The sequence below is a fragment of the Hymenobacter sp. BT559 genome, from assembly GCF_016427535.1.
GTDB lineage: Bacteria > Bacteroidota > Bacteroidia > Cytophagales > Hymenobacteraceae > Hymenobacter.
The window spans coordinates 197260-208903 of record NZ_JAELXV010000006.1 but is presented as its reverse complement, the minus strand read 5'-3'; the positions used below and the strand labels follow the sequence as shown (position 1 = coordinate 208903).

10 protein-coding genes are annotated in these 11644 nt (G+C 63.5%); 9 read left to right on the top strand and 1 reads right to left on the bottom strand.

The annotated features are described in order from the left end of the window. The first annotated feature begins 273 nt into the window (after positions 1–273). From JAO77_RS18875 to JAO77_RS18840, 8 genes are all read left to right on the top strand, one after another. Positions 274–1599 carry an inositol-3-phosphate synthase gene (locus JAO77_RS18875; RefSeq protein WP_198991994.1) on the top strand — a complete coding sequence of 442 codons (1326 nt, stop codon included), beginning with the start codon at positions 274–276 and terminating at the stop codon, positions 1597–1599. After that, positions 1599–2552, top strand: a complete 954-nt coding sequence (locus JAO77_RS18870; RefSeq protein WP_198991993.1) for an HD domain-containing protein — start codon at positions 1599–1601, stop codon at positions 2550–2552. The genes JAO77_RS18875 and JAO77_RS18870 overlap by 1 nt, the downstream gene beginning before the upstream one ends. A gap of 16 nt (positions 2553–2568) precedes the next feature. Continuing rightward, on the top strand, positions 2569–3609 hold the full coding sequence (locus tag JAO77_RS18865) for a Gfo/Idh/MocA family protein (protein WP_198991992.1): 1041 nt from the start codon (positions 2569–2571) through the stop codon (positions 3607–3609). A gap of 47 nt (positions 3610–3656) precedes the next feature. After that, a complete protein-coding gene (locus JAO77_RS18860) occupies positions 3657–5978 on the top strand; it encodes a YcaO-like family protein (RefSeq protein WP_198991991.1) in 2322 nt (773 codons plus the stop codon). Continuing rightward, positions 5971–6180, top strand: coding sequence for a hypothetical protein (locus JAO77_RS18855; RefSeq protein ID WP_198991990.1), 210 nt, complete (start codon positions 5971–5973; stop codon positions 6178–6180). Before JAO77_RS18860 ends, JAO77_RS18855 begins: the two co-directional genes overlap by 8 nt. Next, a complete protein-coding gene (locus tag JAO77_RS18850; protein ID WP_198991989.1) occupies positions 6181–6852 on the top strand; it encodes a sugar phosphate isomerase/epimerase family protein in 672 nt (223 codons plus the stop codon). Continuing rightward, positions 6849–8087 carry a glycosyltransferase family 4 protein gene (locus tag JAO77_RS18845; RefSeq protein WP_198991988.1) on the top strand — a complete coding sequence of 413 codons (1239 nt, stop codon included), beginning with the start codon at positions 6849–6851 and terminating at the stop codon, positions 8085–8087. Before JAO77_RS18850 ends, JAO77_RS18845 begins: the two co-directional genes overlap by 4 nt. A 95-nt stretch (positions 8088–8182) precedes the next feature. Then, on the top strand, positions 8183–8968 hold the full coding sequence (locus JAO77_RS18840) for a PIG-L deacetylase family protein (protein WP_198991987.1): 786 nt from the start codon (positions 8183–8185) through the stop codon (positions 8966–8968). Between the two features lie 133 nt (positions 8969–9101). Here the strand turns inward: JAO77_RS18840 and JAO77_RS18835 are convergent, their stop codons facing one another. After that, a complete protein-coding gene (locus JAO77_RS18835; RefSeq protein ID WP_198991986.1) occupies positions 9102–10535 on the bottom strand; it encodes a M48 family metalloprotease in 1434 nt (477 codons plus the stop codon). Between the two features lie 191 nt (positions 10536–10726). Here JAO77_RS18835 and JAO77_RS18830 point away from each other — a divergent pair, with 191 nt between their 5' ends. Next, positions 10727–11599 carry a hypothetical protein gene (locus JAO77_RS18830; RefSeq protein WP_198991985.1) on the top strand — a complete coding sequence of 291 codons (873 nt, stop codon included), beginning with the start codon at positions 10727–10729 and terminating at the stop codon, positions 11597–11599. The last annotated feature ends 45 nt before the right edge of the window (positions 11600–11644 follow it).

Sequence of the window (11644 nt, the reverse complement as noted above, 5' to 3'; positions counted from 1 at the left end):
GCAGTGACGACCTAAAGCAGGGTCAGTGCAAAAAAAATGTTTAATTTCTTTATTTTCTGGCTAACCTTTCTACTGTTGTACAGACGACCTTAACTCGGCAGGAACCCAGTATATTACTAATTGTAATAGCCGTGTTTAGAGCAGTGAAAATGTATGCGCAAGAGCAACATTATTAAATTAATAAAAGAGCTTTTGCTAAAAAAGTTTGCTTAAAAACCTGTTCAGCAAGTGAACGGCCCTACGCCACCCCACCCAGTCTTTTTCTCCTTTTCTATGTCGAAAAATTTTTCAACTTCGAATTTTCCTGCTGCCGCATCGCAGCAAAACACTCGCCTGGGCGTAGCCATCGTAGGGTTGGGTGGGGCCGTAGCCACTACGGCAGTAGCCGGGGTAGCGTTGTTGCGCGCTGGCGCGATGGGCACCACGGGCCTGCCGCTGGCTAACTTGCCCACGCAGCTCAGCGACCAACTCGTGCGTTATGAAAACCTAGTGTTTGGCGGCTGGGACCTGAGCCCCGATGACCTAGCCACCGCCGCCCGCCACCACGGCGTGCTGGAGCGCCACCAAATGGCCGATGTGGAAGCCGACCTAGGCGCCATTCAGCCTTGGCCCGCTGTGGGCAACGTGCGCTTTTGCCGCAACGTCACTGGCCAGCACCTGCTGAAAGTGGCCTCGCACGCCGCCGCCGTCGAAGCCATTCGGGCTAACCTCCAGCGCTTCCGCGAAGAGCAGAACCTAGAGCGCGTAGTAGTTATCAACCTGGCTTCGACCGAGGCCATGCCCGATTTGACGCTGCCGCAGTTTGCTACGCCCGAGGCTTTCGAGGCCGCTGTGCAGGCCGACGACGCGCAGATTCCGCCGGCTATGCTCTACGCCTACGCTGCCATTCTGGAAGACGTGCCCTACGTCAACTTCACGCCCTCGTGCGCCGCTGATGCGCCAGCGCTACTGCGCCTGGCCGAGCAGCGTGGGGTGCCCGTTTCGGGCAAGGATGGCAAAACCGGCCAGACCTTTATGAAGACCGTGCTGGCCCCGGCCCTGCACGCCCGCAACCTGCACATCGACGGCTGGTTTTCGACCAACATCCTGGGCAACCGCGACGGCCTGGCGCTAGACAATGCGGAGTCGCTGGCGTCGAAAATCACGACCAAAGGCTCGGTGCTCGACCAAATAACGGGCTACAAAGTGGATAACCACGTGGTACACATCCACTACTACAAGCCCCGCGGCGACAACAAAGAAGCCTGGGACAACATCGACGTAGAAGGCTTCCTAGGCCAGAAGATGCAGATTAAAATCAACTTCCTCTGCCGCGATTCTATCCTGGCGGCTCCGCTTGCACTGGAGCTGGCCCGCCTAGCTGACCTAGCCAAGCGCCGCAACGAAGGCGGTGTGACGCCGGCCCTAGGGGTGTTTTTCAAGTCGCCGATGGTGGCTGACCCCAACGAGGTGCCCATCCACGGTTTCGAGCAGCAGCAGGCAGTACTACTCAACTGGCTGGCCGCAGGCGTAGAAGGCCCCCAGCCGCAGCCGGTGGTGGAAGCGGCGAAAGGTGTTTTGGCACCCGTGTTCGTTTCGGCCGACAACGCTGTTAGCTAGTGTCGGTTTCTGCAACTACCAGCGCCCCGGCTAGGCCGGAGGCGCTGGTTGAGCTTGCTAAGGTGCTGCCGCTACTGCGCGAACTCAACGACTTGAAGCGCGTGCGGGTATCTGGGCGTGAAGGCTCGCTGGCCGAACAGCTGTTTGGCCGCGCTTGGGGTGCGCTGGTGGCGGGCGAAGCGTCGGCTACGGTCGCCCTGCGCGAAACAGCCCGCGCCCTCATCGGCGTGCGCCTGCCTGGCTACGACGTGGCCTTGCTCGGCTCGCTGGGCTTGGCAGAAACTGAGGCTAACCGAGTGCTGCAACAAGCATTGCACGATGCCGGGCAACCCCTGGATGCCGACTTAGTAGCACAACTGGCACAAGAAACGGGTGCGGTGGCTGATGTGGTAACTGGCCATCAGCCAGCTTTTGTGGCGCAGCTAGCGCAGCAGCCGCGGGCGGGCGCTACCCACCCCGGCCGGCCACGCATCATGCTTTGGCCGCCCGAGAGCCACGCCGACCACTGCGCCATGGTGGCCATTTATGCGGTGCTGCTTAGCCCGTATTTCGGGGCTGACCCCGGCGAGGCGTTTCTGACGGGCCTGGCCCACCACCTGCACAACGCGGCGCTGCCCGACCCCGGCTACGCGGGCGACGAACTCCTAGGTAGCCACTTACCAGGCCTGATGGCCCAAGCGACGCAGCAGGCCATGCATCAGCTGCCCGCTAGCCTCCAGCCCGTGGTAACGGCAGCCCTCGACCGTACCCGCGTGGTGGATGAGCCGGCTGCCCGCGCTTTCCACGCTGCGGATGTATTCGACCGGGTACTGGAAATGGCCTGGCACGACCAGAGCGCCCGCTTCCGCCTGCACCAAGCCCTCGACGACTTAAACATCGTGCACGCGGGCTTCACGCAGCAGTTTCACCAGCAGGTGCTTACCGCGGCTGGGTTGCTCCCGGTAGAGCGTTAACCTTCTTCTTGCTTTTATGCCCGAAAATCAACCCGATGTCTCGTGGGGCATTGTGGGCTGCGGCTGGGTGGCGCGCGACTATGTGGCCCCAGCCATCGCGGCCTCCGGCAACGGCCGGCTGGTGGCGCTCTGCGACTTGAGCGAGCCGGCGCTGGCCGCTGTGCAGCCCGACGATACTACCCTGCTGCGCACCACTAGCCTAGACGAGTTTCTACAAACGCCCGGCTTGCAGGCCGTGTACGTGGCTACGCCCAATGCCCACCACGCCTCCGTGGCGCAGGCGCTGGCCGCCGCGGGGCTGCCGGTGCTGTGTGAAAAGCCCCTGGCCCGCACCGCTACCGAAGCGGCCGGCATGGTGGCCGCCGCCGAAGCGGCCGGCACCCCATTAGCTACTGCCTTCGACCAGCGCTTTCACCCGGCTCACGTGCGTTTGCGCGAGCTGATTCAACACGGCGACCTAGGGCGCGTGACCTGCGTGCGCATTCACTACGCCTGCTGGACGCCCGCTGACTGGGCTCCCGATACCGACCAGGGCACCTACCAAAACTGGCGCATCTCGGCCGAGCAGGCGGGCGGCGGGGCCATGATTGACCTCGCGCCCCACGGCCTCGATCTAGTGCAAACCTTGCTCGATGAGCCACTGACGACCGTGGTGGCCCTCACCCAGCAGCGCATCCACGACTACCCCGTGGACGACGGGGCGGTAATCATCGGCCAGACGGCCAGCGGGGTACTGCTCTCGCACGCGGTGGCGTACAATTGCCCCGACAACTTCCCGCGCCGCTCTCTCGAAGTTATTGGCGACCTAGGCCGGGCGCTGGCCGTGAACACGATGGGCCAAACGCCCGGCGGTTCGCTTACCCTCACCCGCCCCGACGGCACCGTGGAAGACGTTGCGTTCGACAAAGAGGCTTCACCTTTTCAGCGCCAAGTCGAAGCATTTGCCGAAGCCGTGCGCATCGGGCAGCCCTTCCCGTTTCCGCCCGCCCGCGACTTGCATACCATGCGCCTGCTCGACCTGGCAGCCGCCAAAAGCCAGGAGCTAGCCAGCTTGTAGCTAGCTCACCCAGCCTAGGAGGCACTATCTTCTAAAACACTCTCTAAATGCCTCATTACGTTTGCGAAAACTGCGGCTTCTGGCAGCGCTACTTTGCGCCGGGCCCACCCGACTGCCCGGTGTGCCGCGACTATCGCCACCCGCTGCCGCCCGCCGGCTGGCAGTTTAGTACGCCGGCCGAGGTAGGCGCGCGACTCACGACGCAATGGGCCGAGGTGCTGCCCGGCATCTGGCAATTTTGGAACGAGCCAACGGTGGGCATTGGGCCGCGCGGCTACCTGCTTGTCGATGCCGAGCACGGTAACGTAGCCTTCGAGGGCGCCGGCTACTACGATGCGGCCGCGCTGGATTTTATCGGTACCCTAGGTGGTATTCGCTACCTCTCGGCCTCGCACTGCCACGTGTTCGGGGCCTTGTGGCAGCTAGTGGAGGACTTCGAGCCCGAGGTAGTGATGCAGCAGGACGAATTGCCTTTTTGCCAGGCGTTCCGAGTGAGTTGGCCTTACGAAGACCGCGCCGAACTGCACCCGGGGGCGGTGCTTTACCACACTGGCCGCCACACGCCGGGCCATGCCGTGCTGCACTTGCCCGCCCGCCAGCTGCTGTGCTGCGGCGATGCGCTGAAGTTCAAGCTCGACGCCCTAGGTTACCCTACCCACATCAGTACCCACCGCGCCTACGACGCCCACATTCCCCTCTCGCACGGCGACGTGCGCCACTACCAGCGCGTGCTGCTGCCGCTGGATTTCGACGGCGTGCTCACGCCCTGGGAACCCGTGGCCAGCGGCGGCAAAGCGGCAGCTGCCCAGCTATTTGAAGCGCAGCTAGCCGGCCGGCCGTTTGCCGATTTCCTGCCTTTAACTTCTTCTGACATGTCTCCACAATCGCTACCCGACCCCGCCCCCGTAGCCCTCTACAAAAGTGCCCTGCCGCCCGAGCCGGTGTACGAAATTCCGCTCACCAGCCTCGACTACCTAGGCGTGCCCGTGTGGAGCCTGGCCCAGTGGCTGCCCGGCGGCATGAGCACTGGCACCGGCTACGGCGCCACCGATGGGCAGGCGCGCGTGGGGGCCTACGGCGAAATCACGGAGGAGACGTTCGTCAACTTGTATTTAACCCAGATGCCGCGCCGCCGCGCCTCTTACGGGCAGCTGCAAGCCGAGGGAGTAGCTTGCCTCGACCCGCTGCGCGACCGGCTGCCGGCGGGCACCGCTTACACGCCCGACACCGAACTGGTATGGACGCAGGCGCATACCTACCCGGCCAATGACCTCATTTGGGTGCCCATCGAAACGGCCGCTACCTGGCCCGGCGACTGGCACGGCCAGGAGCAGCACGATTGGCTTTACACCCCCATCACCAACGGCATGGGCGCGGGCGAGTCGCTAGAGCGCGCCCTCTCGCACGGGCTGCTTGAGCTGTTGCAGCGCGATGGCAACGCTATTAATTACCGCGCCCTCGACCAGGGCGTGCGCATCGAGCTCGACGACGTGCAGGACCCCGCCACCCGCGAATTACTGCGCCAGTACGACGAAGCCGGCCTGGAAATTCAGGTGAAGCTAGCCTCCACCGACTTTGGTATCACGAGCTTGTACGTTGTTGGTTACGAGCGTGATATCACCCAAGTTCCGCACGCGCTGATGCTTACCGGCTGCGGCGAAGCGGCCCACCCCGACCGCGAAGTGGCTCTGGCCAAAGCCCTGCGCGAGTACGCCTCCAGCCGCGTGCGCAAGCGCTTCGAGCACGGCGATATGGCCTGGCTCGAAACCGTGGCGCCCGGCTACCTAGCCCAGGTGCGGCGCGACCCGCCCGTGCTGGCCAACCAAGAGTCCCGCGCCGCCGAGTCCATGCGCGAGTGGCTAGCTCTAAGCCCGGCCGAGTTATTTGCCCAGCTCGAAAATTCGGTGTTTAGCGTGCAGCGCACCGTCAAGTTTTCGGAACTGCCCACTGTGCCCTTCAATTCCCTGGCTACCCCCGCCGACTTGCTGCGCGTGGTGCATGAGCGCCTGGCCGCGGCAGGCCTAAGCATTTACTATGTGGAGTTTACCGACCCCACCAGCCCGGTGCGCACCCTCAAGGCCATCGTGCCCGAGCTGGAAGTAGAAACCATGACCTACGACCGCATCGGCCGCCGCAACCTTACCAAGCTGCTGGCTCGCCAGAGCCCATTGGTAGGCCTCGGCACACCGCCGCCCGATGCCCAGCGCGTGCCCTTGCCCGCCGCCGACGAAGCCGCCCTAGGTGGCCCGGCCTGGTTCAACACCCAACTGGCCCGCGAGCAAGTAGGCGCGCTCTACGCCCTTTATCGTGAGCCCGAGCGCCACGTGTATTATTTCAGCGATTCCGAAGCTACCCCAACCCATGCCTAATTCGCTGCCCGACTCCCCCGCCGCCCCGCACCAGCTGCGCTACGCCTACAACACCAATGGGGCCAGCAACCATCGCCTAGGTGATGCGCTCACGCTCATTGCCGAGGCTGGCTACGATGGGGTGGCCCTCACCCTCGACCACCACCACCACGACCCATTTGCCCCCGATTTTGCGGGTCGCAATGCGCAGCTGGCTAGCTAATTGCGGGAGTTGAACCTAGGGCTGGTTATTGAAACCGGTGCCCGCTACCTGCTCGACCCACGCCAGAAGCACGAGCCCACGCTGCTCGCGCCCAGTGCCACCGGCCGGGCGCGGCGGGTGGAGTTTCTCACCCGCTGCCTCGACGTGTGCGCCGCCTGCCAGGGCGAAACGGTGTCTTTTTGGGCCGGCGTGCCCCAGCCGGGCGTCGAGAAAAACCAGGCTTGGGACTGGCTGCTCGAAGGCGCGCACCAGGTAGCCGCGGCCGCTCACGAGCGGGGCGTAGTAGCCTCGCTGGAGCCCGAGCCAGGCATGCTCGTCGAAACCGTGGACGACTACCTCCGCCTGCAAGCCGCCGTGCCTAGCCTGCGCTTGGCCCTCGATACCGGCCACCTGCTCGTGACGGAAGAGCGGGAGCCGGCCGCGGCCGTGCGTGAGTTTGCAGCCCAAATTGGTACGGTTGCCCTGGAGGATATGCGCCGCGGCGTGCACGAGCACCTGCCCTTCGGCGAGGGCGATATGGACGTGCCAGCCGTGTTGCAGGCCCTGCACGCCATTCGCTTTTCGGGGCTGGTTTGCGTCGAAATGTCGCGCGAGTCGCCCCGCGCCCACCTCATGATTCCGCAAGCCCTGGCTTACCTGCGCCAGGCCGAGCGCCAACTGCCCACCGCATGAGAGTCTGCTTTATTTCCCGCCGCTACTTCCCAGCCATTTCGGGCATGAGCGTGTATGCGCAAAACCTACTGCGCGAGTTAGTTGCCCTAGGTCACGACGTCACGATGGTATCGCAGTACCGGGGCGATGCCCTGGGCCGCGGTGTGTACGGCGGCGGCCCGCCCCCGCCGGTGCGGGGCGTGCGCGTGGTGGGCCTAGAGGCCCTAGGCGAGCAAAACGGCGGTCGGTTTGAAGACGATATTCAAACCATTATTGAGACAGTTGAACGCCTGCACGCCGAGCAGCCCTTCGACCTAGTACACGCTCAATACGGCTACCCGCCCGGCCTGGCCGCGCTGCACCTAAGCCGCCGCCTAGGTCTACCCAACGTGGTCAGCATTCAGGGGGGCGATGGGCACTGGGTGGGCGTCGAGTGCTGCGGTACGCACCAGCGGGCCATTCGCACCGTGCTCGACCACGCCGGGGCCGTGCTCATCGGCTGCCAGAGTTTTGCCGATGAGGTTATCGGCCACCACGGTACTGACCCAGCGCGCTTTACCCTCGTGCCCGGCGCAGTAGAAGTAGACCGCTTCCGGCCCCGCGAAAACTGGCAGCCCGGCCAGTGGGCCAACCCCGCCCACCCTACGCTGCTCTACCACGGCCGCGTAGACCGGCGCAAGGGCGTGCTCGATTTGCTCGATGCCTTCGCCCAACTTGCCCCCGCCCGCCCGGCCCTGCGTTTACTCATCTCGGGCATCGGCCCCGACCTAGAAGAAGTGCGCCGCCGCGTGGCTGAGGCGCCCTGGCGCGGGCAAGTAGAGCTCGCCGGCTACGTTGAGTACGACGATGTGCCGCAGGTGTACCACCGGGCCGACATCTTCGTGTCACCCACCTACGCCGAGGGCTTTTCCAACACGATTCTCGAAGCCATGGCCAGCGGCCTGCCCTGCGTGGCCGCCGAGGCCGTGGGCGTGGTCGATTGCTTGCGCCACGACGACAATGGCCTGCTTATGCCACCCGGCGATGTGCCCGCCCTCACCGCCGCCCTAGCCCGCGTGCTCGACGATGATGCCCTACGCGCCCGCCTCGCCGCCACGGCCCTGGACGAAGTGCGTGCCACCTACGCCTGGCCCATTATCGGCCGCCAGATTGCGGGCATTTACCAGCAGCTAGCCGGCACCGCCCCAGACCTAAACTGGGCCGAAGACCTAGCCTCAGAGCCCTGCCGTTACCGTGAAGCCCCGCACCTGCTGTAGCAGACACGTGGTGTTGCGCGGACTTTGTAGTCCGCGTTTTGACGCGAGCTAACCGCGGACTACAAAGTCCGCGCAACATCCTACTACAGACCCCTATGCCCACCGCACTTTTCATCTCGCCCCACCTCGATGACGTGGCTTTTTCCTGCGGCGGCACGTTTGCTACGCTGGCGCAGGCCGGCTGGCAATGCGTGCTGCTCACGGTATTCACGCGCTCGGTGCCCAACCCAACCGGCTTTGCCCTGGCTTGCCAAGCTGATAAGGGCCTAGGGCCAGAAATAGACTACCTAGCCCTCCGCCGGGCCGAAGACACCGCCGCCGCCCAGCACCTAGGTGCCTCCGATGTGCGCTGGCTCGACCTGCCCGAAGCCCCGCACCGGGGCTACCACAGCCCCGCCGCCCTGTTTGCCGACTTGCTACCCACCGACGACATCGGCCCGGAACTGACCACCCTTCTGGCCGCCGCGGTAGCGCAGACCTCGCCGCAGCTGATTTTTGCTCCGCAGGGCTTAGGGCTGCACGTAGACCACCGCCAGGTAATGCTGGCCGTGCTGGCTGTGGTACCGCCGACCGTGCCGGTGCTCTGGTACCGCGACACGCCTTACATCATCCGGCAGCCCAACGCGCTGCCCGCGCCCGAGCTACCGGCCGGTCTTCCCGAAACCGCGCTCCCCCTAAGCGAAGCGGCGCTGGCGGCCAAAATAGCCGCCTCGCAAGCCTACGCCTCGCAGCTAGGTTTTCAGTTTGGCAACGCAGAGCAAGTGCGCGTCAAGCTCACGCAGCTGGCGAGTGCGGAGGCCCAGGTCGCCAGCCTCTCGCCGGCAGCCGAGCGCTTTGCCGGTCAGGCCGGGAGTTCTTTTGACAACCTAGAGCATATTTAAAAAGCCTGGAAGTCATTATACTCAGCATGTGGTTCTGCAAAAAAGCCAGTAGCCTGTGCCAAACTCCACTGAGAGTTTGACACAGGCTACTGGCTTTTCTTACTAATGCTTAGCTAGTGCTTGAAATGGCAGCCTATTTACCTACCACTTTGTACAGCATACCCTTGCTAAGCTTCGTGTTAGTTTGCATGCCGTTGAGAATAGCTACTTCTTCGTAACGGCTGCTCGGCACGCCGTTAGCGGCCATTGCCGAGGCGAGGGTAGTAGCCGCGGTGGCCGTCTTCACGCGAACGCGCTCGGGCTGACGGTTGAGTTTGCTGGCGTCGGTGAGGCGCTGAAAGCCCTGGGCCACGTTGGCAAACTGCGGGGCGTAAGTGGCGAACGATGAGTTGGGCGCCAAGCCGATGAGGGCATAGATGCTTTTGCCATCCTGAATGAGGTAGGCGCGCACGTGGGCAGGGGCGCTCTGTTGGTCTTGGGCGGCTTGGTCGCCTTCCACTACTAAAGCCGGGAAGCTATTGATAGTGGTTTGCTGCGCGCTAGGCGAGCTCAGGCCAACTTGCTTAACCAAAGCCTGGGCAGCGGCATCGAGTGTGCCCGTGCCGGCTGAGGTGAGGATGAGCGCCGCTTTGCCGTTAGGCTCGGCCATCTGAAATTGGTCGGTCGAGTTCTGGGTTTTCCAGCCCGAGGGCACGGGCATACGTAGCTTCTGCTCGGGCAAGAAAAATACGCTGCTTTCTACAAAGCCCTGGCGCGGGTCTTCGCCGTAGGGCAGGCCATCGATAGAGCGCAGGTAGCTGTCGCGGTTGACCGTGAGCGTGCGGTTGCCCAGCGTTTGCTTGGTTTGAGCGGCCAAGGCTTTCACGCGCTGGTAGCGGTCGGCCGAGTTGGGGTGAGTTGAGAGGAAGCCCGGCGTGCTACCGCCCCCGTTCGCTTTTTCGGTGCGCTCCAGCGTCAGGAAGAAGTCGGCCATCTGCGCGGCGTCGTACCCGACCTTAGACGAATACTTCACCCCTAGGACGTCGGCCTCGTTCTCGGCATCGCGGCTGTACTTCAGCAGGCCCAACTGGATACCCTGCTGCGCCAGCCCGCCCACCGACTGCATGACGCGCGGCGCCACTACCTGCCCCAGCAGCAGCCCTAAGGTAGCAATAGTCGATTTGGTTTGCTGCTTCTGCCCGTGGCGGGCCGTGATGTGCCCCAGTTCATGCCCGAGCACGCCCGTAAACTGCGCCTCGTTATTGAAATAGGCCATAATGCCCCGCGTGAAGTACACGTGGCCATCGGGCGTGGCAAAGGCGTTGATAATGGGCGAGTCAACGATGGTGAAGCCATAGTCGCCGGGGCGGTCCGAGATGGCCGTCATCCGCTTGCCTTGGGTCGCAATGTACTGTTGCAGCTTCGGGTTTTCGAACATCCCAAACTGCGCAATTACTTGCGGGTCAGGCTTGGCGCCTTGCAGCGGCATTGCTACGGTGGTGGGGTGGGCGGCTGGGCGTGGTGCTAGCCCGGCAAGTGGCAGAAAGAGTAGCGCAATCGCCCCAGCGCGGAAAAAAGGGAAGGGCATGGGAAGAATAAGGTAGAGGTTATTGGGTAGCTGCAACACGCAAAACAACGGCCAAGGTTGCCCCGCTGGCTGCTACTTGCTGGCACCTAGGCAAGAATGCGGCCAACCCAGCGTTAGCTAGGTGCACGGCCCACGTCGCGGCCGACGTACCGGGGTGACGTAGTTTTGTAGTCCACCGCTGCTTGAATCTTATGCGTTTCTTATTTTCCTGGCTGGCGCTGCTGCCGGCCGTTGCCCTGCTGGGCATGGCTACCCACCAGCCCGCCGCCCACCTAGGCGGCCCCAAGCTGCCACCACCCGGCAAAATCAAAAGCGTCTACGTGGCTACGCCGCCCACCATTGATGGCAAAACCACAGAGTGGACCGACTCGCTGCAGTACGACAACAACAGCAAGCTGCAGTACCAGGTCCTTAACGATACGCGCACTATGTACCTGCGCCTCAAGGCTAACGATGCCAGTACGCAGGCCAGGTTTGTGTACCTAGGCATGGTAATTTGGCTCGATACCACGGGCCGCAACCAGCAGCAGCTTGGCATTCGCTTTCCGCTTCCCATCGACCTAGAATCCTTGCCTAGGGGCGAACAGCGGCCCGCTGGCGCCATGGGCCCCTCGGCCGCCGAGCGCCTAGCCGAGCACCAAACCCGCCTGCGCCAGGTGCTGCTAGGCGCCAAGGAGATGGAGCTGCTCAACTTCCGGGGCAATAAAGAGCCGGTGCTCACCGATGCCCAGTCGCAGCTCGGCATCAAGGCCGCTCTCGACCTCGATGCCCAAGGTAATCTCATCTACGAGCTAGCCGTGCCGCTGCGGCTTATCTACCGCCGGGTGCCGACCCTTGCTACGGGACAGGCTGCTACGGTGGGCGTCACGCTGGCCGGCATGAAGCCCAAAATGCCCAAGTCTGACAGCTCCAATGACCCCTACAGCGCCATGAATGGCGGCGGCATGGGTGGCTACGGACGCATGGGCGGCATGGGTGGTATGCGCGGCATGCGAGGCGGTGGCCCGCAGTACTCGTACTCGCCGCTTAGCCTACGCACCAGTGCCCAGCTAGCCGGGCAGTAGCCCCCTAGGTACTTGAAAATATAAAAAGCCTGAGCAAGTAGATAA

Bases quoted from the DNA above. Each gene is read 5' to 3' on its own strand.
- JAO77_RS18860 (WP_198991991.1), top strand. From the start codon at position 3,657: ATGCCTCATTACGTTTGCGAAAACTGCGGCTTCTGGCAGCGCTACTTT.
- JAO77_RS18835 (WP_198991986.1), bottom strand. From the start codon at position 10,535: ATGCCCTTCCCTTTTTTCCGCGCTGGGGCGATTGCGCTACTCTTTCTG.
- JAO77_RS18855 (WP_198991990.1), top strand. From the start codon at position 5,971: ATGCCTAATTCGCTGCCCGACTCCCCCGCCGCCCCGCACCAGCTGCGC.
- JAO77_RS18875 (WP_198991994.1), top strand. From the start codon at position 274: ATGTCGAAAAATTTTTCAACTTCGAATTTTCCTGCTGCCGCATCGCAG.
- JAO77_RS18830 (WP_198991985.1), top strand. From the start codon at position 10,727: ATGCGTTTCTTATTTTCCTGGCTGGCGCTGCTGCCGGCCGTTGCCCTG.
- JAO77_RS18840 (WP_198991987.1), top strand. From the start codon at position 8,183: ATGCCCACCGCACTTTTCATCTCGCCCCACCTCGATGACGTGGCTTTT.
- JAO77_RS18845 (WP_198991988.1), top strand. From the start codon at position 6,849: ATGAGAGTCTGCTTTATTTCCCGCCGCTACTTCCCAGCCATTTCGGGC.
- JAO77_RS18865 (WP_198991992.1), top strand. From the start codon at position 2,569: ATGCCCGAAAATCAACCCGATGTCTCGTGGGGCATTGTGGGCTGCGGC.